Annotated in this window: 20 protein-coding genes and 1 tRNA gene; 11 read left to right on the forward strand and 10 right to left on the reverse strand. The window is 71.6% G+C overall.

Annotated features, from left to right (window positions below):
- Window positions 1-81: 81 nt before the first annotated feature.
- On the reverse strand, window positions 82-378 hold the full coding sequence (locus tag ACWG52_RS29325; protein WP_390140964.1) for a hypothetical protein: 297 nt from the start codon (window positions 376-378) through the stop codon (window positions 82-84).
- Window positions 379-426: 48 nt separating this feature from the next.
- Window positions 427-666 (reverse strand): hypothetical protein, encoded by a 240-nt coding sequence (locus ACWG52_RS29330; protein ID WP_033223904.1) that lies wholly within the window; start codon window positions 664-666, stop codon window positions 427-429.
- Between the two features lie 513 nt (window positions 667-1,179).
- On the opposite strand from ACWG52_RS29330, the gene ACWG52_RS29335 reads away from it, so the two are divergent.
- Window positions 1,180-2,103 (forward strand): LuxR C-terminal-related transcriptional regulator, encoded by a 924-nt coding sequence (locus tag ACWG52_RS29335; RefSeq protein WP_389814518.1) that lies wholly within the window; start codon window positions 1,180-1,182, stop codon window positions 2,101-2,103.
- A 212-nt stretch (window positions 2,104-2,315) separates the two neighbouring features.
- Here the strand turns inward: ACWG52_RS29335 and ACWG52_RS29340 are convergent.
- Window positions 2,316-2,403: transfer RNA gene (locus tag ACWG52_RS29340), tRNA-Leu, on the reverse strand.
- Window positions 2,404-2,567: 164 nt separating this feature from the next.
- Between ACWG52_RS29340 and ACWG52_RS29345 the strand changes: the two genes are divergently transcribed.
- The 3 genes from ACWG52_RS29345 (at window position 2,568) to ACWG52_RS29355 (ending at window position 5,206) form a co-directional block, all read left to right on the forward strand.
- Complete coding sequence (locus ACWG52_RS29345) at window positions 2,568-3,893, forward strand: M20/M25/M40 family metallo-hydrolase (protein ID WP_030009121.1); 1,326 nt, start codon at window positions 2,568-2,570, stop codon at window positions 3,891-3,893.
- A gap of 130 nt (window positions 3,894-4,023) precedes the next feature.
- On the forward strand, window positions 4,024-4,257 hold the full coding sequence (gene chpH / locus ACWG52_RS29350) for a chaplin ChpH (protein ID WP_033223906.1): 234 nt from the start codon (window positions 4,024-4,026) through the stop codon (window positions 4,255-4,257).
- A gap of 160 nt (window positions 4,258-4,417) precedes the next feature.
- On the forward strand, window positions 4,418-5,206 hold the full coding sequence (locus tag ACWG52_RS29355; protein WP_390166417.1) for a chaplin: 789 nt from the start codon (window positions 4,418-4,420) through the stop codon (window positions 5,204-5,206).
- A 39-nt stretch (window positions 5,207-5,245) separates the two neighbouring features.
- On the opposite strand, the gene ACWG52_RS29360 is transcribed toward ACWG52_RS29355, so the two are convergent.
- Window positions 5,246-5,434 carry a DUF5703 family protein gene (locus ACWG52_RS29360; protein ID WP_030009118.1) on the reverse strand — a complete coding sequence of 63 codons (189 nt, stop codon included), beginning with the start codon at window positions 5,432-5,434 and terminating at the stop codon, window positions 5,246-5,248.
- 47 nt (window positions 5,435-5,481) lie between these two features.
- Between ACWG52_RS29360 and ACWG52_RS29365 the strand changes: the two genes are divergently transcribed.
- Window positions 5,482-6,132, forward strand: a complete 651-nt coding sequence (locus tag ACWG52_RS29365) for a hypothetical protein (protein ID WP_033223908.1) — start codon at window positions 5,482-5,484, stop codon at window positions 6,130-6,132.
- 65 nt (window positions 6,133-6,197) lie between these two features.
- On the opposite strand, the gene ACWG52_RS29370 is transcribed toward ACWG52_RS29365, so the two are convergent.
- Entirely contained in the window at window positions 6,198-8,537 is a 2,340-nt protein-coding gene (locus ACWG52_RS29370) for an ATP-binding domain-containing protein (RefSeq protein ID WP_389814527.1), read from the reverse strand.
- Window positions 8,534-9,517, reverse strand: a complete 984-nt coding sequence (locus tag ACWG52_RS29375; RefSeq protein ID WP_033223909.1) for an aldo/keto reductase — start codon at window positions 9,515-9,517, stop codon at window positions 8,534-8,536. The genes ACWG52_RS29370 and ACWG52_RS29375 overlap by 4 nt, the downstream gene beginning before the upstream one ends.
- A 101-nt stretch (window positions 9,518-9,618) precedes the next feature.
- On the opposite strand from ACWG52_RS29375, the gene ACWG52_RS29380 reads away from it, so the two are divergent.
- Both ACWG52_RS29380 and ACWG52_RS29385 read left to right on the forward strand, forming a co-directional pair.
- Complete coding sequence (locus tag ACWG52_RS29380) at window positions 9,619-10,668, forward strand: LLM class F420-dependent oxidoreductase (protein WP_389814530.1); 1,050 nt, start codon at window positions 9,619-9,621, stop codon at window positions 10,666-10,668.
- Window positions 10,669-10,897: 229 nt separating this feature from the next.
- Window positions 10,898-11,728, forward strand: coding sequence for a ferritin-like domain-containing protein (locus tag ACWG52_RS29385; protein ID WP_389814533.1), 831 nt, complete (start codon window positions 10,898-10,900; stop codon window positions 11,726-11,728).
- Here ACWG52_RS29385 and corA read toward each other — a convergent pair.
- Entirely contained in the window at window positions 11,706-12,698 is a 993-nt protein-coding gene (corA, locus tag ACWG52_RS29390; RefSeq protein WP_389814535.1) for a magnesium/cobalt transporter CorA, read from the reverse strand. The two genes, ACWG52_RS29385 and corA, sit on opposite strands and share 23 nt — an antisense overlap.
- Window positions 12,699-12,752: 54 nt before the next feature.
- On the opposite strand from corA, the gene ACWG52_RS29395 reads away from it, so the two are divergent.
- The 4 genes from ACWG52_RS29395 (at window position 12,753) to mshC (ending at window position 16,295) form a co-directional block, all read left to right on the forward strand.
- On the forward strand, window positions 12,753-13,472 hold the full coding sequence (locus ACWG52_RS29395) for a histidine phosphatase family protein (RefSeq protein WP_390140968.1): 720 nt from the start codon (window positions 12,753-12,755) through the stop codon (window positions 13,470-13,472).
- A gap of 77 nt (window positions 13,473-13,549) precedes the next feature.
- Complete coding sequence (locus ACWG52_RS29400) at window positions 13,550-14,140, forward strand: DUF3090 domain-containing protein (RefSeq protein WP_030723320.1); 591 nt, start codon at window positions 13,550-13,552, stop codon at window positions 14,138-14,140.
- On the forward strand, window positions 14,104-14,955 hold the full coding sequence (locus ACWG52_RS29405) for an SCO1664 family protein (protein WP_390140970.1): 852 nt from the start codon (window positions 14,104-14,106) through the stop codon (window positions 14,953-14,955). The genes ACWG52_RS29400 and ACWG52_RS29405 overlap by 37 nt, the downstream gene beginning before the upstream one ends.
- A gap of 110 nt (window positions 14,956-15,065) precedes the next feature.
- Window positions 15,066-16,295: a cysteine--1-D-myo-inosityl 2-amino-2-deoxy-alpha-D-glucopyranoside ligase gene (gene mshC, locus ACWG52_RS29410; protein ID WP_033223915.1), complete on the forward strand. Its 1,230-nt coding sequence runs from the start codon at window positions 15,066-15,068 to the stop codon at window positions 16,293-16,295.
- A gap of 207 nt (window positions 16,296-16,502) precedes the next feature.
- Here mshC and ACWG52_RS29415 read toward each other — a convergent pair whose 3' ends face one another.
- The 3 genes from ACWG52_RS29415 to glpK all read right to left on the reverse strand — a co-directional run bounded on the left by ACWG52_RS29415 (window position 16,503) and on the right by glpK (window position 20,797).
- Window positions 16,503-17,495, reverse strand: coding sequence for a PAC2 family protein (locus ACWG52_RS29415; RefSeq protein WP_389814546.1), 993 nt, complete (start codon window positions 17,493-17,495; stop codon window positions 16,503-16,505).
- A 126-nt stretch (window positions 17,496-17,621) separates the two neighbouring features.
- Window positions 17,622-19,229, reverse strand: coding sequence for a glycerol-3-phosphate dehydrogenase/oxidase (locus ACWG52_RS29420; RefSeq protein WP_030723334.1), 1,608 nt, complete (start codon window positions 19,227-19,229; stop codon window positions 17,622-17,624).
- A 41-nt stretch (window positions 19,230-19,270) separates the two neighbouring features.
- The gene (gene glpK, locus ACWG52_RS29425; RefSeq protein ID WP_202202278.1) at window positions 19,271-20,797 is read right to left on the reverse strand and encodes a glycerol kinase GlpK; all 1,527 of its coding nucleotides are present in this window, start codon (window positions 20,795-20,797) and stop codon (window positions 19,271-19,273) included.
- Window positions 20,798-20,824: the final 27 nt, after the last annotated feature.

Raw genomic sequence — 20,824 nt, forward strand, 5'->3', positions numbered from 1 at the left:
ACGCATGGTGCTCGATCCGAACCTGTCCTCTTGGTTTCGGCAGGCGATCGACCGGTTTTCCCTGACGGAATACCGGAGTGCTCAGCGAGTGCCCGGCCCGTCGCCGGCAGCGCCGTCCGACAGACGCCAGGCGATGAGCTCGGGTGCGCGCTCAAGGGCGCGCAGACATGCTGCGCGAGCGGTGAGCATGGCCTCGGCTTCCGAGTCGGCGAGGGAGAAGAGAACCAGATCGATGCGGTCGTCTCCCGGATCCGCCGTTGCGGTCACGTGCTCGATGCCGTCCGCAGGAGCAAAGTGGGCCGTAAGAAGGTCCCTGACATCGTTCGGGGCTGTGACTGATCCACAGGAGCCGATCAATTTGAATGTGATCATATACATGGCGAATTCCGGCGGGTTTGCCTTTCTCGCTCTGTATCGAAAGCGGAGCTACGGGTGGGCGATACCGTCTCGCGGCGCGCTCCATCCGTAGCCGTCTCCGGCCAGCACTTGGTGCGTGCTGCTCCACCCGAAACCATCGCCCGCAGTCGTGTGCCGCGTTTCCGAGAGGCCGAGAACGAACACACCGGATCCGATGGCGGCGAGGAGTGCGGTGGGCACGAGCAGGCGTGCGGCGACGTAGGACATGAAGAATTCAACCCCAATAGGCGTGCTGGCCGACGGATTCATCTCATCTCCCCATTCAGGGAAATGCCGTGTGCGATGGAGCAAGCCTGTCCGCGCCGTGGGCCGGTGTCACTAGCAAGCGAGTGGCGTCAAGGCGCCTGGCGCCTTGACGCCACCTGGGTCCTGTCCGCAGCCGGACCACGCCAGGCTCGAGCGTCAGGAGCGGAAGCGGTCGCCGGACGAAGCGGCGGGCGGCGGGCGGCGGGCGGCGGGGAGGTGCTTAGGCGGGTCAAGCGGTTCGCGTCATGGCGTCGGTGCGGCAGTACGCAGCCACCCGTACCGATACGCACCGCTCCCCCCCCCCCGAACAGTGGGTATGCATCGCAAATCGGTCGATCCGCCGGCCCGCGATTTTCTCCACCCACACCGCCTCAGCCCGCAAAACTCCACCTTTCAGGAAAAACCGCCTCCGAAAATTGCCTGCAACATCCTTTACGATCAAGGCTTCGTATCTGGGGGGATCTCATGTTGCAGTGGCTGGGCTTGTCTGCCCACGCAGAAGCTGTTTATCGGGCGATGCTCGAACGACCTGACCACGGGGTGGCCGCCCTCGTCGCGGACACCGGACTGGACGAGCAGGCGACACGGAGCGCCCTCGACGAACTCGCCCGCCTCGCCCTGCTCAAACCGTCGGGCCAGACGGGGGCCGGCCTCCGCCCGGTCAGCCCCGAAATCGGACTCGCCACCCTGCTGGCCTCCGCCGAGGCGGAGATCGCTGAACGCCAGGCCCAGGTGGAAAGCGCCCGGGCGGAGATAGCGGCCATCGCCGCCGCCCACCTCGGCACGAGACTGTCCGACAGCGCCACCCGGCTTGAAGGCCTCGACGCGATCCGCACAAGACTGGAACAACTCCAGCGGACCACCCACTTCGAATGCCTGTCGCTGAACCCCGGCGGCGCCCACCGCCCGGACGCCCGCAGCGCCGCCACTCCGCTCAACGAAGAGGCCCTGCGCCGCGGAGTCGTCATCCGAGCCGTGTGCCGCGACAGCTTCCGCAATGACCCCGACACCCTCGCGTACGCCCGATGGCTGACGGAGCACGGTGGTCAGATGCGCACCGTACCCACCGTGCCCGTACAAATGATCATCATTGACCGCCGTGTCTCCATCATTCCCGTCGATCCCGAGAACCCCCGCGCGGGCGCACTCGAAATCCTCAGCCCGGGCATCGTCACCGCCCTCCGTGCGCTGTTCGAGCAGTGCTGGTCCGCAGGTACACCCTTCGGGGCGCCTCCTCGCCCCGACTCCAACGGCTGCACCCCCACGGAACGAGCGCTCCTGGCCCTCGCCGCCGCAGGTGACACGGATGAAGCCGCGGCCCGCACGCTCTCCGTCTCCCCCCGCACCGTCAGCCGCATGATGTCCAACCTGATGGAGAGACTCGAGGCGGTCAGCAGATTCCAGGCAGGGGTGAACGCCACGAGGCGCGGATGGCTGTAGCACCGGATAGCACGCGAGGTGGCAACGAGACCCGTTGACGGTGGTGGCGGAGTTCCCGTCGGAAGCGTCCACGGGTCGCCCACGCCAACCAGCGCAAGCTCACCAGCTGGCTCGACACCCTCCGGGGGGCCGGACTACGTTCGCTACAAAAAACAGAGCCGGTCAAAGCGACATCACGTCGCTTTGACCGGCTCCATCTGGTCGGTTGACCATGGTGTCCGAGGGGGGACTTGAACCCCCACGCCCGATAAAGGGCACTAGCACCTCAAGCTAGCGCGTCTGCCATTCCGCCACCCGGACAAGGTGTCTGTCTCGCGTCCCTCGCGGGCCGTTCCGACGTGGAAAACATTACCAAACATTCCGGGGTCCTCGATCACACCCCCGACGACCGGGGATCGCCCTTGGGCAGAGCGGCCAGGAGCGGGAGGATGGGGGTTCGGTACTGATCAGTGGGAGGAAGCAGCGTGAGCGAGTCGAGCACGGGCAGGACCGTCTCCGGCGAGGACGAGGTGGTCGACCTCTGCCGGGACCTCATCCGGATCGACACCAGCAACTACGGGGACCACTCGGGCCCCGGGGAGCGCAAGGCGGCGGAATGGGTCGCCGAGAAGCTCGCCGAGGTCGGGCTGGAGCCGCAGATCTTCGAATCGCACAAGGGGCGCGCCTCGACCGTGGCGCGGATCGAGGGGGAGGACCCCTCGCGGCCGGCGCTGCTGATCCACGGGCACACCGACGTGGTTCCGGCCAACGCCGCCGACTGGACGTACGACCCCTTCGCGGGCGAGATCGCCGACGGTTGCGTGTGGGGCCGCGGCGCCGTCGACATGAAGGACATGGACGCGATGACGCTGGCCGTCGTACGCGACCGGATGCGCAGCGGACGCAAGCCCCCGCGGGACATCGTGCTGGCCTTCCTCGCCGACGAGGAGGCCGGCGGCATCTACGGCGCCCGGCACCTCGTGGACAAGCACCCGGGCCTGTTCGAGGGCGTCACCGAGGCGATCGGCGAGGTCGGCGGGTTCTCCTTCACCGTGAACGAGAACCTGCGGCTCTACCTCGTGGAGACCGCCCAGAAGGGCATGCACTGGATGCGGCTCACGGTGGAGGGCACCGCGGGCCACGGCTCCATGACCAACAGCGACAACGCCATCACGGAACTGTGCGAGGCCGTCGGCCGGCTCGGCCGCCACCAGTGGCCGGTCCGCGTCACCAAGACGGTACGCAGCTTCCTGGACGAGCTCTCCGACGCGCTCGGGACCCCCCTGGACCCGGACAACATGGACGCGACGCTCGCCAAGCTCGGCGGCATCGCCAAGATGGTCGGCGCGACGCTGCGCAATTCGGCGGCCCCGACGATGCTCGGCGCCGGCTACAAGGTCAACGTCATCCCCGGTCAGGCGACGGCTCACGTCGACGGCCGCTTCCTGCCCGGTTACGAGGACGAGTTCTTCGCCGACCTGGACCGGATCCTCGGTCCGCGCGTGAAGCGGGAGGACGTGCACGGCGACAAGGCGCTGGAGACGGACTTCGACGGCCGGCTGGTGGACGCCATGCAGGGCGCCCTGAAGGCCGAGGACCCGATCGCGCGGGCCGTCCCGTACATGCTCTCGGGCGGTACGGACGCCAAGTCCTTCGACGACCTCGGCATCCGCTGCTTCGGCTTCGCGCCGCTGCAGCTGCCGCCGGAGCTGGACTTCGCCGGGATGTTCCACGGTGTGGACGAGCGGGTGCCGGTCGACGGGCTGAAGTTCGGCGTGCGGGTGCTCGACCGATTCATCGACAACGCCTGAGATTCGAGAAGGTGTGCGCATTCCACTGAGAAGAGTGAATGCACTCATACGCTCGTAGCCCCGGTGATCCCTCCTCGTTACAGGTGTTGCGGTCCGCGGCTGGGACCGCAATTGCCTACTAGGAGGAACAATGATCAAGAAGGTTGTCGCCGCTGCGGCTGCCACTGGTGGCCTGGTTCTCGCGGGTGCGGGTCTGGCCCACGCCGATGCGGGTGCGCAGGGTGCGGCCATCGGTTCGCCCGGTGTCCTGTCCGGCAACGTGCTGCAGGTTCCCGTGCACGTCCCCGTGAACGTCTGCGGTAACACGGTCTCCGTGATCGGCCTGCTGAACCCGGCCTTCGGCAACACCTGCGTCAACGCCTGACGCGTCTGAAGTCTTCGGCCCCGGAGCGCATCCCAGCGCTCCGGGGCCACCGGGCTTTTCGGCCCGGATTTCTCTCACTTCCGGCGTACCAGGCGGGGGAGCCAGGACGGCCGGGCCGTCGAACGACGGCCGAAACGTACACACCAGGGGACGAGTACAGATGCGACGACCGGCACAGGTCACCAGGAAGACCCTGATCACCATGGCGGCCGCGGGGGGTGTCCTCGCGATGGGCGGGGGTTACGCACACGCGGACTCCGGGGCCTCGGGGCACGCCACGAACTCACCGGGCCTGCTGTCCGGGAACAACCTGCAGGTGCCCGTGGACGCACCGGTGAACGCCTGCGGGAACACGATCACCGTGGTGGGGGCTCTCAACCCGGCCTTCGGCAACAGCTGCGCGAACGGCTCGGGCCACACCAAGCCCAAGCCGCCGAAGCCCCCGAAGCCGGAGCACCCGGGCGACGACGAACCGTGCGACGACCACCCGGGCGGTCCGGGTAACCCCGGTGGTCCGGGCAACCCGGGCGGTCCCGGTAACCCGGGCGGGCCGGGCAACCCCGGTGGTCCCGGTAACCCCGGTGGTCCGGGCAACCCGGGCGGGCCGGGCAACCCCGGTGGTCCGGGCACTCCGGGCAACCCCGGTGGTCCGGGCACCCCCGGTAACCCCGGCGGTCCGGGCACGCCCGGCAACCCGGGTGGCCCCGGCAACCCGGGTGGCCCCGGCAACCCGGGTGGCCCCGGCAACCCGGGTACGCCGACCAACCCCGGCGGCGGTCCCGGCACCCCGGTCACGCACCCCGGTCCGGGGACCGGGAACACCCCGGGTCAGGCCGGCGGTCTCGCCGCCACTGGATCCGGCGACGTCCTTACCGCCGGGCTGCCGCTCGCCGGCGGCCTGCTGCTCGCCGGCACCGTGCTCTACCGGCGGGCCCGCAACGCCGCCTGACGGATGCTCACGACACGGGCCCCGCCCCCGGGGCCCGCGTCACCAGGTCGCGCGGACCTGACGGATGATCCGGCGGCGCAGTCGCACACGACGACTGCCGTCCCGGTACAGGCTCAGCCGGTCGAGTTCCCAGTTCCCGTACTCGGCATGGTCGGTCAGCAGGCGGGTCGCCTCCTTGCGAGGAACACCGCGGGGCACGTACACGTCGACAAATTCGTATTCCGGCATCGCATCTATTGTGCGGGCAGAGCCCTGCTACGGATAGCGTCTGCTCTATGTCTGATGCCGATCTGCCCACTGTTGCCGAGGTACGTGCCGCCGCCGAGGCGGTCAAGGCCGCGCTCGACCGTCACCTCGCCGCGGTCGAGCGCAGGATCGGGGACGAGGATCCGGACGTCTACGCCGCGTTCAACGAACTCGCCGCCGCGGCCGAGGTGTACGACGAACTCCTCTACGACCGGTACGACGAGGTCACCCCCTTCGAGATCCCCACGCCCGAGGACGGCGTCCCGTACACCGGGCCCGCCGAGCCCGCCGCTTTCAGCGTGCTCATCCGCCGCGACTACGCCGTGGTCGAACCGGCCCGACTGATCGCCCAGGCCGAGCGGGTCGCCGCGCACGACCGGGACGCCGACTTCGTCCAGGACGGCGGCAGCGCCGACGCGCTGGGCGTCCTCTTCGGGGAGTACGAGCCCGACGAGATCGCCTCCCGCTCCAAGGACTTCGGGCTGGAGGAGGGCGACTCCACGCTCTGGATCGCGGCCTCCGAGGAGGTGGCGGAACCGGGGGAGTGGCTGGGCTCCCCCTTCGGGCACATCGATCCGCAGGACGTGCTGCACCGGTTCGACGTCAGCTCCGTCTTCGACGAGGAGGTCGACGAGTTCGACGAGGACGGGGCCGCGGAACCGGGCCTGACCCCGGCCTGACCCCGACCCCGTAGATCCCGGACACCGTGGCCCCCGCCCCTCCGGACGGGGGCCACGGTGTCGGTTCAGCCAGGCTGCGCGCCCGCCGTCGCGAGCGCCGTCAGCAGGCCCGTCAAGCGCGTCGTACGCGGCTTCGCGGGGACCTCGGCCACCGCGTGCGGCAGCGCCTGGTCGACCCCGTGCACCACGGACAGGTGCCGCTCGCCCCGCCCGAACGCCGTGTAGACCCAGTCCCGCGACAGCGCCTGCGCGGCGTCACCCGGCAGGACGACGACCACCGCCGGCCAGCGCGTACCCACGGCCTGGTGCGCGGTCATCGCCCAGCCGTGCCGCACCTGGGACTCGACGAGCTCCTTCGCCACGACGATCCGCGCCCCCGCCCGCTCCAGGTGCAGGCCCTCGGCGTCGGCCGACACCACCCGGGCCGGCAACGCCCGCCCGGCGGACGGCACGTGGACGACCCGGTCACCGGGATCGAAGCCGCCGAAGCGGCCCGGACCGGGGTTCAGCCGCTCCTTCAGGGCGGTGTTCAGCGCCCGGGTCCCCGCCGAGCCGCCGTGGCCCGGGGTGATCACCTGCACGCTGTCCGCCGGAATCCCGAACGCCCGCGGCACCGACTCCGCCACCAGCTGCACGGCCCGGTGCACGGCCTCCCCGGCATCCTTCACCGGGACGATGACGACCTCCTTGCCGGGGGCGTCGACCTGGTTCAGCTCACCGATGCCGACCCCGGAGACGAGCTCGCCGAGAGGGCCCGGGTCGGGGGTCCGGGAGACCAGCTGCGGGCAGGTACGGGCCGCCAGCACATCGGCGAACACCCGCCCGGCCCCGGCGGACCCGAGCACGCCCGGGTCACCGGACAGCACCAGCCGGGCCCCGTCCGGAATGGACTCCACCAGCGCGGCCGCGGTCTCCACGTCCAGCTGCGGGGCGTCCAGCACCACCAGCAGATCCAGCGCGAACTGGCCGTCGGTGTCCCGCCCGGGCCCCTCGGCCCCGGACAGCAGCCCCGCCACGGTCACCCGGTCCGGGCCGCCGCCCGGGGCGTGCGCGGCCAGACAGACCCGCAGGCCCAGCTCCCGGGCCGCGGCGGCCAGGGCCACCGGTTCGGCGCGGGCGGCCTCGCCGCCGGTGTGGGTGACCAGGCCGTGGCCCGCGACCGCGCGGATCAGCTCGGAGGCGGAGGGGCTCGGCGCGGACCCGGCGGCCCGTTCCCAGTCCTCGGACACGTCGAAGGTACCGGCGGCCAGCCGGGCCAGGCCGTCGGCCAGGCTCTCCTCGGCCATGGCGGCACCCTCCAGGCCCACGAGCACCCGTACCGGCTGCTCCACCTCCTCCTCGGCGTCCCCGGCATCCGCGGCGACCGGCGGACCCAGCGGCTCGTGGAAGACCAGCACCGAGCCCTCGGCGATGGCCACTTCCAGCGCCTCGGCCGGATCCGGCACGCCGTACTGGGCCAAGGCCTTCTCCAGGACCGGGGCCTCCAGAGCGGTGTGCCCCTTCAGCCCCGCCTGGGCCAGCAGCCAGCCCACCAGGACGGTGGTGCGGCGCTCGTCCCCGGGACCCGCCTCGGCGCCCAGCAGGGCCCGGGCGAAGCCGTCGGCCTGGGTCGGGCGTACGGCCGGGAGCGACAGCAGCCGCCAAGGGTTCTCGGTGAGCTGCCCGGCGGCGTCCTCGCCCAGCGCCGCGGCGGCCGGACCGGCCAGGGCCTCGGGGGCGCCACCACGGGCCAGTACGGCCCGTACGCCCTCGACGGTGTCGGCGGAGGGCGCGGGGACGGCCACCGCGGCCGGGGCGGCGGGACGCGGGGCCGGGGGCGCGACCGGCGCCTTGCGGGGGGCGGCCGGAGCATCGTCGAAGTACACGGAAGGGGGCTTCGCACCGCCCTCCACGGCCCGTACGGCGGCCAGCAGGTCGGCGGCCTTCCCGCTGAGCTTCGCCCCGGCCTCGACGGGCGCCTCCCGCTCGGCCTTGCGCCGGGCGATCCGCTCCCGCTCGATCCGCTGGGCGGCCAACTCGGCCTGGGCCTCGGAGAGCGCGGGCGTCGCCGGGGCCTCGGCGGCCGGCTCGGCGGTGCCCTCGGGACCGGCCCCGGCCACGGTGTCCGCGTCCGCGTCGGCCCCGGCCTCGGTGTCCGCGTCGGCCCCGGCGTCCGCGTCGGCCCTGGTTTCAGCCCCTGCGGGGCCTTCCCCCACCCCGCCCCTTCCCGGAACCGGGGGTTCCGCCCCCGGACCCCCGTCCTCGGCCCCGGCCGGTTCGGCGGTCCCTGACCCGTCCGGCTCCGCCTCGGGTTCCGTTCCGTCGGAGCCGGGATCGGGGGAGCCTTCCGCGGCTGCGGACGGCTCGGCCTCCGGGGTGGCCGGGTTCTCCGCGGCAGCGGTATCGGCCTGAGGGTCCGTACTCACAGCGTGCTCCAGTCCTGATCGGGGTAGCGGTGCACCGGAGCCGAAACATCGTCCAGCGCCCGGCAGATCTCCTCCGGAAGACTAAGGGCCTCCACCGACAGCGCCGCCCCGAGCTGCGCGGACGTCCGCGCGCCGACGATCGGCGCCACCACCCCCGGCCGGTCCCGGATCCACGCCAGGGCCACCTGGAGCGGGGTCACGGCCAGCCCCTGGGCCGCCGTCACCACCGCGTCCACGATCCGCCCCGCCGCCTCGTCCAGGTACGGGTCCACCAGGGCGGCCAGCGACTCCGAGGCGCCCCGGGAGTCGGCCGGAGTGCCGTCCCGGTACTTGCCCGTCAGCACCCCGCGGCCCAGCGGCGAGGACGGCAGCAGGCCGATCCCGAGGTCCAGCGCGGCCGGCAGCACCTCGCGCTCCACCCCGCGCTGGAGCAGGGAGTACTCCATCTGCGTCGAGGCGATCCGGGTGCGCACCCCGGGAGCCGCGAGCTGCCAGGTCGCCGCCTTCGCCAGCTGCCAGCCGCAGAAGCCCGCCAGCCCCGCGTACCGGGCCCGGCCGCTGCTCACCGCCAGGTCCAGCGCCTGCAGGGTCTCCTCCAGCGGGGTCGCGGGATCGAAGGCGTGCACCTGCCACAGGTCGACGTGGTCGGTACCCAGCCGGTCCAGCGAGGCGTCGAGGGCGGCGAGCAGGTGGCCGCGCGAGCCGTCGAACCTCCGGTCGGGGTCGGGCACGCTGCCCGCCTTGGTCGCGATCACCAGGTCCCGGCGCGGGACCAGCCCGCCCACCAGCCGCCCGAGGAGGTACTCCGCCTCACCGCCGCCGTACACGTCGGCGGTGTCGACGAGCGTGCCGCCCGCCTCCCAGAACGTCTTCACCTGCTCGGCGGCCGCTTCCTCGCCGGTGTCGCGGCCCCAGGTGAGGGTGCCGAGGCCGATCCGGGAAACGCGCAGTCCGGTGCGGCCGAGATGCCTCTGCTCCATGAGCGCTGAGACTACTGGGGCGCTGACGCGGAGCACCTTGGCGCGCTACAGTCCCCGCACACCAACGTTACTGATCGGTAAACCGGTAAGGGGACGAACACATGCGGCTCGGCATCAATCTTGGTTACTGGGGCGCGGGCATGGACGCCGACAACCTCGCCGTCGCCCAGGAGGCCGACCGCCTGGGTTACGACGTCTGCTGGGCCGCCGAGGCCTACGGCTCCGACGCCCCGACCGTGCTCGCCTGGGTCGCCGCCCAGACCGAACGCATCGACGTCGGTTCGGCGATCCTGCAGATCCCGGCCCGCCAGCCCGCGATGACCGCCATGACGGCGGCCACCCTCGACTCGCTGACCAAGGGCCGCTTCCGGCTCGGCCTCGGCGTCTCGGGCCCGCAGGTCTCCGAGGGCTGGTACGGCGTCAAGTTCGACAAGCCGCTGGCCCGCACCCGTGAGTACGTGGAGATCGTCCGCAAGGCGATGACCCGCGAGCGGCTCTCCTACGAGGGTGAGCACTGGACCCTGCCGCTCCCGGGCGGCCCGGGCAAGCCGCTCAAGCTGACCGTGCACCCCGAGCGCGAGCACATCCCGCTCTACATCGCCGCCATCGGGCCGAAGAACCTGGAGCAGACCGGCGAGATCGCCGACGGCGCGCTGCTGATCTTCCCGGCCGCCGAGCACCTGGAGGCCACCGCGCTCACCCACATCCGGGCGGGCCGCGAGAAGGCCGGGCTCACGATGGACGGCTTCGACGTCTGCCCGACCGTGCCGCTGGCCCTCGGCGAGGACGTGAACGCGCTCGCGGACATGTTCCGCCCCTACACCGCCCTGTACGTGGGTGGCATGGGAAGCCGGAAGCAGAACTTCTACAACCAGCTGGCGCAGCGCATGGGCTACGAGAAGGAGGCCGCCGAGATCCAGGACAAGTACCTGGCGGGCGACAAGAACGGCGCGGCCGAGGCGGTTCCGCACTCGCTGATCGATTCGACCACGCTGCTCGGCCCGGTCGAGCGGATCGCCGACGGGATGCGGGCCTATGCGGAGGCCGGGGTCACCACCCTCACGCTGGCCCCGGCCGGATTCACCCTGGACGAGCGGATCGCCGCCCTGCGCGCCGGCACCGAGGCCATGGAGCGGGCGGGTCTCGCCTGATCGCCCGATCGGTCGATCAGGACGCCGGCGGGTGACGTCGGCACCGGTGAACGCTTCTGCGGCCGTGGTGGGGGCTCGGGGGGTCTTCCCCGCCACGGCCGACACAGGGAACAACGCCGGGAACGCCCGCCGGGTTACGCGTGGCGGCCCACCCCGCGATTTCGTTCATTCGGACGAGTAGTGCGACCTATCGGTTGCCCGCCACGGCCACCGGCGTTTGACTCGTTCCATGCTCTCTGCTCGCAGCCTGTTCCAGGAGATCGTCGACAACGACGACTCCTTCCAGCTGTTCTGCTCCATCGCCGCCAGCGGGGAGACCCAGGGCGGCTGGGAGAACGCCCGCATCGCGGCCCTGGTGCCGGACGGCATGCGCCACCTCGCGCCCAAGATCACCCGACACGGCGCCGACGAGGACAAGCACGGCCGGATCTTCCACGCCCTGCTCCGCAAGCGCGGCCTGCCCGCCGTCCCGGTACCCCCCGAGACCGACTACACGATGCTGCTGGAGCGCCGCGGCATCGGCCTCGCGCACGAGAAGCTGCGCCGGGAGGTGGCCCTGACCGAGGAGGACATCGTCGTCTACCTCGCGCACAGCCGCGTCACCGAACAGCGCGCCGCCGACCAGATGGACATGCTCGTCCGGTACTTCGGCGACCACGCCGAGGTGGGCAAGGCCATCCACATGATCAGCCACGACGAGGACAACCACCTCGCCTACTGCCACGAGGAACTGCTGCGCCTGGCCCGGTCCGGCTACGGTCGGACCATCCAGCGGGTGCTCCGCGAGAGCGCGCTCGCCGAGATCTCCGTCTACCGCGACGTGAGCCTCGCCGTCATGAGCCACATGGGACGGCTGCTGCACTGGCCCGCCCCGAAGGCGGCCGCCCTCGCCGCCGGCATCCGCGCGATGTACGCCTACGAGCGGTTCAGCGGCTGGCACCGGATGGTCGACCTGCGACTGCCCGAGCGCCTGGACGCCCTCGGCGGCGCACCGGCCGCCGCGCCCGGCCTCTCCCACCTCGCGCGCGAGTGGGAACTCAGAGCCAGCCCCGGCGCTTGAACATGCGGTGCAGGCCCAGACACGCACCCGCCATCACCACGAGCACCGCCGGATAGCCCCAGGTGTGCCGGAGCTCCGGCATGTGGTCGAAGTTCATCCCGTAGATCCCCGCCACCATGGTGGGGACGGCCGCCATCGCCGCCCAGGCCGAGATCTTGCGCATGTCGTCGTTCTGCCGCAGACCCATCTGCGCGAGGTGCGCGGCCAGCGCGTCCGACAGCAGCCGGTCCAGGCCCTCGATGTACTCGTTCGCCTTGGTCAGGTGGTCGGCGACATCGCGGAAGAACGGCTGGGCGTGCTCGTGGACGAAGGGGACCTCCCCGAAGGCGAGGCGGTCCATCGGCTGGAGCAGCGGGCTCGTCGCCCGCCGGAACTCCAGCACCTGCCGCTTGAACCCGTAGATCCGGGCGGCGGTGTTCTTGGTGTCCGAGGCGTTCGGGGCGAAGACCTCGGCCTCCAGCTCCTCCAGGTCCGCCTGCAGCTCGGCCGCCACCTCGATGTAGTGGTCGACCACCGCGTCGGACACCGCGTACAGCACCGCCGTCGGACCGTGCCGCAGCACGTCCGGCTCCTGCTCCAGCCGGTGGCGCACGGCGGCCAGCGGGGCCCCCTCGCCGTGCCGGACCGTGACGACGAACGAATCCCCTATGAAGACCATCAGCTCGCCCGCGGTCACGGTGTCCGTGTCCTCGTCGTACAGCACCGGCTTGAGGACGACGAACAGCGAATCGTCGTACACCTCCAGCTTCGGGCGCTGGTGCGCGGTCAGCGCGTCCTCGACCGCCAGCGGGTGCAGCCCGAACTCCTGTCTGACGTGGTCGAATTCCTTCGCCGTCGGCTCGTGCATGCCGACCCACAGGAAGGCGTCACCGGTCGCCCGGGCCTGGTCGAGGGCGTCCGAGAAATCGTCCGGTCCCTCGGTACGGCGGCCGTCCCGGTAAATCGCGCAGTCCACAATCACGCGGGGCATTCTTCCCTGCCCACCGCCCGCCCGCACACCCGCGGCAGCGCATACGCTGGCCCCATGGCCACGCTGATCCTCGTACGACACGGGCGGTCCACCGCCAACACCGCTGGGCTGCTCGCCGGATGGACCCCCGGTGTGGCCCTCGACGAGCGCGGTGCGGAACAGGCCGCCGCGCTGCCCGGCCGACTGACGGGCGTACCGCTCGCCGCCGCCGTCACCAGCCCGCTGCAACGCTGCCGGGAGACCCTGGCGCCGCTGCTGGCCGCCCGGCCGGAGCTGGAACTGCACACCGACGAGCGGATCGGTGAGTGCCACTACGGCGAATGGTCGGGCCGCAAACTGTCCGAGCTCTCCGACGAACCGCTGATGAAGATCGTCCAGCAGCACCCGTCGGCCGCCGCCTTCCCCGGCGGCGAGTCCATGCGCGCCATGCAGGCGCGCGCCGTGGAGGCCGTACGCGACTGGGACGCGCGGATCGAGCAGGAGCACGGCGGCGACGCGGTCTTCCTGATGTGCTCGCACGGCGACATCATCAAGTCCCTTGTCGCGGACGCCCTGGGCATGCACCTGGACCTCTTCCAGCGCATCCACGTCGACCCCTGCTCGGTGACCGCCATCCGGTACACCACCACCCGACCCTTCGTGTTCCGGCTCGGTGACACCGGGGACTTCGGCTCGCTCGTGCGCCGCCCCGCCGCCCCGGAGACCGTCGCGTCGGACAAAGACACCGAAGACGCCGGGAACGCCGTCGTGGGAGGCGGCGCGGGCGCGGCTTGATCGCCCGGCGCAGTAGGGTGGACGGGCCAACACAAGGGCGCAGACCTGCCCCTGCCGCCGAGACTTGGAGACTGGACGTGCCCCGTCAGGTGTTCCTCTACGACCCCCCGGACCGCTTCGTGGCCGGCACGGTCGGCCTTCCGGGACGCCGTACGTTCTTCCTGCAGGCCTCCTCCGGCCCCCGTGTCACCAGCGTCTCCCTGGAGAAGACCCAGGTGGCGGCGCTGGCCGAGCGGATGGACGAGCTGCTGGACGAGGTCGTACGGCGGACCGGCGGCAACGCCCCCGTCCCGGCCGTGGCCCCCGCCGAGGCCGCCGACACCGCGCCGCTCGACGTCCCGGTCGACGAGGAGTTCCGCGTCGGCACCATGGCCCTGGCCTGGGACGGCGAGGAACAGCGCATGATCGTCGAGGCCCAGGCGCTGGTCGAACTCGACGCCGACTCCGACGAGGACCTCGCCGAGGCCGAGGAGCGGCTGCTGCAGGACGAGGAGAACGGCCCGCCCATGCTGCGGGTCCGCCTCACCGGCGCCCAGGCCCGGGCCTTCGCCAAGCGCGCCCTGGACGTCGTCAACGCCGGCCGCCCGCCGTGCCCGCTGTGCAGCCTCCCGCTGGACCCGGAGGGTCACGTGTGCCCGCGCCAGAACGGCTACCGGCGCCAGGCGTGAGCGACACGGGGGAGAAGATGGAGGAACTGCTCGCCGAGGGCGAGCTCACCGTCATAGGCCGGATCCGCGACGCCTCCAACGCCGTCCTGCTGTGCAGCGTCACGTACGGGGGCGTGAGCGCCGACTGCGTGTACAAACCGGTCAAGGGCGAGCGGCCGCTGTGGGACTTCCCCGACGGGAACCTCGCCCGCCGCGAGGTCGCCGCGTACCTGATCTCCGAGGCCACCGGATGGGGCCTGGTCCCCGCCACCGTGCTGCGCGACGGCCCGTACGGCGAGGGCATGGTCCAGCGGTGGATCGAGGCGGAGCCGCCGGACGAGGACGCCCCGCTCGGCGCGCTCCTCGGGCTCGTCGACGGCGAGGAGGCGGGGGAGGGCTGGAAGGCCGTCGCCCTCGCCGAGGTCGGTGAGGGCCGCACCGCGCTGCTGGTGCACGCCGACGACCCCCGACTGCGCCGGCTCGCCGTACTCGACGCAGTGATCAACAACGGCGACCGCAAGGGCGGCCACCTGCTGCCCGCGCCCGACGGACGGCTCTACGGCATCGACCACGGTGTGACCTTCCACGCCGAGGACAAGCTGCGCACCCTCCTGTGGGGCTGGGCGGGCGAGCCGCTGACCGACGAGGCCCGCGAGGTACTGGCCGCGCTGGCCGCCGGCCTGGCCGAGGGGGCCCCGCTCGCCGCCCGGCTGGCCGAACTGATCACACCGGTCGAGCTGGCCGCCGTACGGGACCGGGTGGCGCACCTGCTGCGCACCGGGACCCATCCGCGGCCGTCCGGGCAGTGGCCGTCGATCCCCTGGCCACCGGTCTGAATCAGCCACCGGCCATACGCACAGAACCGGCCAGACCGCAAGAGTGCCGATCAAGACAACACCGCAGGTCCAGTTCGTTTCCGGAACATCCGTCCGGTTAGGCTCGACACATGCATGCCTGGCCCGCTTCTGAGGTCCCCGCCCTTCCTGGCAAGGGCCGCGACCTCCAGATCCACGACACCGCGACCCAGGGGACGATCACCCTCGCCCCCGGTCCCGTCGCCCGTATCTACGTCTGCGGCATCACTCCGTACGACGCGACCCACATCGGTCACGCGGCGACCTACAACGCGTTCGACCTCGTACAACGCGTGTGGCTCGACACCAAGCGGCAGGTCCACTACGTCCAGAACGTCACGGACGTGGACGACCCGCTGCTGGAGCGGGCGCTGCGCGACAACCAGGACTGGACCGAGCTGGCGGAGCGCGAGACCGCACTCTTCCGCGAGGACATGACGGCCCTGCGGATGCTGCCCCCGCAGCACTACATCGGAGCCGTCGAGGCCATACCGGGCATCGTGCCGCTGGTCGAGCGGCTGCGGGACGCCGGAGCCGCCTACGAGCTCGAAGGCGACACCTACTTCTCGGTCGAGGCCGACCCGCACTTCGGCGGGGTCTCGAACCTCGACGCCGAGGCGATGCGGCTGCTCTCGGCGGAGCGGGGCGGCGACCCCGACCGGCCGGGGAAGAAGAACCCGCTGGACCCGATGCTGTGGATGGCCGCACGTCCGGGCGAGCCGAGCTGGGACGGCGGCTCGCTGGGCCGCGGCCGGCCCGGCTGGCACATCGAGTGCGTGGCGATCGCCCTCGACCACCTGGGCATGGGCTTCGACATCCAGGGCGGCGGCTCCGACCTGGCCTTCCCGCACCACGAGATGGGCGCCTCGCACGCGCAGGCCCTGACGGGCGAGTTCCCGATGGCCAAGGCGTACGTGCACGCGGGCATGGTGGCCCTGCACGGCGAGAAGATGTCGAAGTCGAAGGGCAACCTCGTCTTCGTCTCCGCGCTGCGCCGCGCCGGGGTGGACCCGGCGGCGATCCGCCTCGCCCTGCTCTCGCACCACTACCGGGCCGACTGGGAGTGGACGGACGCCGTCCTCGACGAGGCCGTGGCCCGGCTGGAGCGCTGGCGCGCGGCCGTGTCCCGGCCGGACGGCATCCCCGCCGACGCCCTGGTCGAGGAGGTCCGCGAGGCCCTGGCGAACGACCTGGACGCGCCTGCCGCCCTGGCGGCCGTGGACCGCTGGGTCGAGCGGCAGATCGCCACGGACGGCGACGACGAGTCGGCCCCCGGCCTGGTCTCCCGCACGGTCGACGCCCTCCTGGGCGTGGCGCTGTAACGCCACCTGCGGGCCGTCTTCCGGGGGCTCCGCCCCCGGACCCCCGCGCCTCAAACGCCGGCGGGGCTGGATTTTCCGGCCCCGCCGGCGTTTTACGTCGAAGCCCTGTACACGGCGGACGGGCCGGCCGAAAGACAGCCCCGCCGGCGTTTGAGGCGCGGGGTGTGGGGCGGAGCCCCACGAGGCCCCGGCCCCGGCCCCGCCCCGCTACGCGCCCGGGGTGTCCTCGCCCGGCTCCTCCGGCGGGGACTCCGGCTGCGGCGGGGTCACCGGCGGCTGTGGCTTCGGAGGGCGGGGGAGGCCCCCGCTCGTGTCCCGCAGGTACGAGCCGTCGCCCGGCTCCGCCGCCGGGCCCGCCGCCGGGTCACGCCGCCGCAGGTACCGTTCGAACTCGCGGGCGATGGCGTCGCCCGACGCCTCCGGCAGGTCGGCCGTGTCCCGCGCCTCCTCCAGCGTCTGGACGTACTCCGCCACCTCGCTGTCCTCGGCGGCCAGTTGGTCCACCCCCAGCTGCCACGCCCGCGCGTCCTCCGGCAGCTCGCCCAGCGGGATCCGGATGTCGATCAGATCCTCCAGCCGGTTCAGCAGGGCGAGCGTCGCCTTCGGATTCGGCGGCTGGGAGACGTAGTGCGGCACCGCCGCCCACAGGGACACCGCCGGGACACCCGCGTGCGTACAGGCCTCCTGCAGGATGCCCACGATGCCCGTCGGGCCCTCGTACTTCGTCTCCTCCAGGTCCATCGTCCGCGCCAGGTCCGCGTCCGAGGTGACCCCGCTCACCGGCACCGGCCTGGTGTGCGGGGTGTCCCCGAGCAGCGCGCCCAGGATGACCACCATCTCCACGCCCAGCTCGTGGGCGAAGCCCAGGATCTCGTTGCAGAACGACCGCCACCGCATGGACGGTTCGATGCCCCGGACCAGCACCAGGTCGCGCGGCTTGGCACCGCCGATCCGGACCACCGACAGCCGGGTCGTCGGCCACGTGATCTTCCGTACCCCGTTGTCCAGCCACACCGTCGGCCGGTTGACCTGGAAGTCGTAGTAGTCCTCGGCGTCGAGTGCCGCGAAGACCTCGCCCTTCCACTCCCGGTCCAGGTGTGCGACCGCACCGGAGGCCGCGTCACCCGCGTCGTTCCAGCCCTCGAACGCGGCCACCATGACCGGGTCGATCAGCTCGGGCACGCCCTCAAGCTCGATCACCCAGGTCTCCTTCCGAAGTTCCCTTGCGTACGTGGTCAGCCTAAGCCTTGATGAGGCACCGGCCACAGCCCACGACAGAGGGGCGGTTCCCCTCGGAACCGCCCCTCTTCCCCACCTGCGTGGGACCTATGCCTTACGGCCCAGCATCTCCTCGACACGGGACCGGACGGACTCGTCGTCCAGACCGCGGATCGTCACCGTCGTGCGGCGGCGCAGCACGTCGTCGACCGTCTCGGCCCACTCGTTGTCACGGGCGTAGGCGACCTGCGCCCAGATCTCCGGACCGTCCGGGTGGATCCGCTCGGCCAGCGCCGGGTCCTCGTTCGCGAGGCGCGCGATGTCGAAGGCCAGCGAGCCGTAGTGGGAAGCCAGGTGACGGGCCGTCAGCGGGTCCATCCGCGTGCCCGGCTCCCGGTCCACCAGCAGGCGGTGCGCGACCGCGTTGGGGTTGGCGACACCGGGCAGCGCGATCCGGCGCACGAGCGACTTCACCGGCTCCATGTCCTCGGTCAGCGGGCTGCCCGGGAGCTTCGCCAGCTTGTCCATGACCACACGGCCGATGTGACGGTACGTCGTCCACTTGCCGCCGGCCACCGACAGCATGCCGCCGGCGCCCTCGGAGACGACCGTCTCGCGCTTGGCCTTCTCGACGCCGCCGGGGCCGCCGGGCAGCACCCGCAGGCCCGCGAAGGCGTACGTCATCAGCGAGCGGTCCAGGTCCGCGTCCTTCACCGAGAAGGCCGCCTCGTCCAGGATCTGGGCGATGTCGGACTCGGTGGCGCGCACGTCCGCCGGGTCGCCCTCGTACACCTCGTCGGTGGTGCCGAGCAGCAGCTGGTCCTCCCACGGGAGGGCGAAGGTGATGCGGTACTTGTCGATCGGGGTGGCCATGGCGGCCTTCCACGGCGACTTGCGCTTCATGACGATGTGCGCGCCCTTGGAGAGGCGGATCGACGGCATCGAGTGCTTGTCTTCCATGCGCCGCAGGTGGTCCACCCACGGGCCGGTGGCGTTGAGCACGACGCGCGCGTCGACCCCGAACTCGGTGCCGTCGAGACGGTCCTTGAGCTCGGCGCCGGTGACCCGGCCGCGCGTCTTGCGCAGGCCGGTGACCTCGGCGTGGTTGAGGACGACCGCGCCCGACTCGACGGCCGCGCGGACCGTCATGACGGCGACGCGGGAGTCGTTCATCTGGTGGTCGTAGTAGACCGCGACGGCCTTGAGGTTGTCCGTCTTCAGACCCGGGTTGTCGGCGACGGCACGGGCCGGGGATATGACCTTGCCCATGCCGTCGCCGAAGGCCGAGAGGGCGGAGTAGGCGAAGACGCCCGCGCCCAGCTTGGCCGCACCCACCGGACCGCCCTTGTAGACCGGCAGGTAGAAGGTGAGCGGGTTGACCAGGTGCGGGGCCACGTCCTTGGCCAGCACCCGACGCTCGTGGTGGTTCTCCGCGACCAGCTTGACCGCGCCGGTCTGCAGGTAGCGCAGACCACCGTGGACGAGCTTGGAGGAGGCCGAGGAGGTGGCGCCGGCGAAGTCGCCGGCGTCCACCATGGCAACCCGCAGGCCCGACTGCGCGGCGTGCCACGCCACGGAGGTACCCAGGATTCCACCACCGATGACCAGCAGGTCGTACGTGGCCTTCGACAGCTGCTCACGGGTCTGGGCGCGGCTGACGTTGGCACCGGCGGTCGGGTGCGTGCCCAGTGCGGGAACGCTCTGCAGGCTGCTCATATCTCTCTTAGCTCCTCGTCGATTGACTCAGCTGAGTGCGGTCAGCTGGCGTCTTCGTCGTCGACCCAGCCCATGGAACGCTCCACGGCCTTGAGCCAGCTCTTGTACTCGCGGTCCCGCTGCTCGGCGGGCATCCGCGGGGTCCACTCCGCCGCGCGGCGCCAGTTGGCGCGCAGGGCGTCGGTGTCGGGCCAGAAGCCGACGGCCAGGCCGGCGGCGTAGGCGGCACCGAGGCAGGTGGTCTCGGCGACCATCGGGCGCACCACGGGGGCGTCCAGGAAGTCCGAGAGCGTCTGCATCAGGAGGTTGTTGGAGGTCATGCCGCCGTCGACCTTGAGGGCGGCGAGCTCGACGCCCGAGTCCTTGGTCATGGCGTCGGTGATCTCGCGGGTCTGCCAGGCGGTGGCCTCCAGGACGGCACGGGCGATGTGCGCCTTGGTGACGTACCGGGTGAGGCCGGCGATCACACCGCGGGCGTCGGAGCGCCAGTACGGGGCGAACAGGCCGGAGAAGGCCGGCACGAAGTAGGCGCCGCCGTTGTCCTCCACGGAGGAGGCCAGGGTCTCGATCTCGGCCGCGGACTTGATCAGGCCCATCTGGTCGCGCATCCACTGGACGAGCGAGCCGGTGACGGCGATGGAGCCCTCCAGGGCGTAGACCGGCTTCTGGTCGCCGATCTGGTAGCCGACCGTGGTCAGCAGGCCGCTGTAGGAGTTGATGATCTTGTCGCCGGTGTTCATGAGCATGAACGTTCCGGTGCCGTACGTGGACTTGGCCTCGCCCTCGGCGAAACAGGTCTGGCCGAACAGCGCGGCCTGCTGGTCGCCGAGCGCCGAGGCGACCGGGACGCCGGCGAGGACGCCGTCCTTGACGTGGCCGTAGACCTCGGCGGAGGACTTGATCTCGGGGAGCACGTTGAGCGGGACGCCCATCGACTCGGCGATCTTCTCGTCCCACGCCAGGGTGTGCAGGTTCATCAGCATGGTGCGCGAGGCGTTGGTGACGTCCGTGACGTGCGCACCGCCCTGGGCGCCACCGGTGAGGTTCCAGATGACCCAGGAGTCCATGGTGCCGAAGAGGATGTCGCCGGCCTCGGCGCGCTCGCGCAGGCCCTCGACGTTGTCGAGCAGCCAGCGGACCTTCGGGCCCGCGAAGTAGCTCGCCAGCGGCAGGCCGGTCTCGCGGCGGAAGCGGTCCTGGCCGACGTTGCGGCCGAGCTCCTTGCACAGGGCGTCGGTGCGGGTGTCCTGCCACACGAGCGCGTTGTGGACCGGCTCGCCGGTGTGGCGGTCCCACAGCAGGGTGGTCTCGCGCTGGTTGGTGATGCCGATCGCCTTGACGTCGGCGGCGGTGATCTCGGCCTTGGCGATGGCGCCGGCGACGACCTCCTGGACGTTGGTCCAGATCTCGGTGGCGTCGTGCTCCACCCAGCCCGGCTTCGGGAAGATCTGCTCGTGCTCCTTCTGGTCGACGGCGACGATGCGGCCGTCGCGGTCGAAGACGATGCAGCGGGAGGAGGTGGTGCCCTGGTCGATCGCGGCGATGAAGGGGCCGGTGCTGGTGGTCATGGTGGCTGCTCCTGGCAGGTCGGGTGA

Source organism: Streptomyces sp. CLCI03, assembly GCF_053615355.1.

Excerpts from the sequence above, each read along its gene's own strand:
- ACWG52_RS29325 (WP_390140964.1), bottom strand. The coding sequence starts at position 378 with ATGTATATGATCACATTCAAATTGATCGGCTCCTGTGGATCAGTCACA.
- ACWG52_RS29330 (WP_033223904.1), bottom strand. The coding sequence starts at position 666 with ATGAATCCGTCGGCCAGCACGCCTATTGGGGTTGAATTCTTCATGTCC.
- ACWG52_RS29335 (WP_389814518.1), top strand. The coding sequence starts at position 1,180 with ATGCTCGAACGACCTGACCACGGGGTGGCCGCCCTCGTCGCGGACACC.
- chpH (WP_033223906.1), top strand. The coding sequence starts at position 4,024 with ATGATCAAGAAGGTTGTCGCCGCTGCGGCTGCCACTGGTGGCCTGGTT.
- ACWG52_RS29355 (WP_390166417.1), top strand. The coding sequence starts at position 4,418 with ATGCGACGACCGGCACAGGTCACCAGGAAGACCCTGATCACCATGGCG.
- ACWG52_RS29360 (WP_030009118.1), bottom strand. The coding sequence starts at position 5,434 with ATGCCGGAATACGAATTTGTCGACGTGTACGTGCCCCGCGGTGTTCCT.
- ACWG52_RS29365 (WP_033223908.1), top strand. The coding sequence starts at position 5,482 with ATGTCTGATGCCGATCTGCCCACTGTTGCCGAGGTACGTGCCGCCGCC.
- ACWG52_RS29375 (WP_033223909.1), bottom strand. The coding sequence starts at position 9,517 with ATGGAGCAGAGGCATCTCGGCCGCACCGGACTGCGCGTTTCCCGGATC.
- ACWG52_RS29380 (WP_389814530.1), top strand. The coding sequence starts at position 9,619 with ATGCGGCTCGGCATCAATCTTGGTTACTGGGGCGCGGGCATGGACGCC.
- ACWG52_RS29385 (WP_389814533.1), top strand. The coding sequence starts at position 10,898 with ATGCTCTCTGCTCGCAGCCTGTTCCAGGAGATCGTCGACAACGACGAC.
- corA (WP_389814535.1), bottom strand. The coding sequence starts at position 12,698 with ATGCCCCGCGTGATTGTGGACTGCGCGATTTACCGGGACGGCCGCCGT.
- ACWG52_RS29395 (WP_390140968.1), top strand. The coding sequence starts at position 12,753 with ATGGCCACGCTGATCCTCGTACGACACGGGCGGTCCACCGCCAACACC.
- mshC (WP_033223915.1), top strand. The coding sequence starts at position 15,066 with ATGCATGCCTGGCCCGCTTCTGAGGTCCCCGCCCTTCCTGGCAAGGGC.
- ACWG52_RS29420 (WP_030723334.1), bottom strand. The coding sequence starts at position 19,229 with ATGAGCAGCCTGCAGAGCGTTCCCGCACTGGGCACGCACCCGACCGCC.
- glpK (WP_202202278.1), bottom strand. The coding sequence starts at position 20,797 with ATGACCACCAGCACCGGCCCCTTCATCGCCGCGATCGACCAGGGCACC.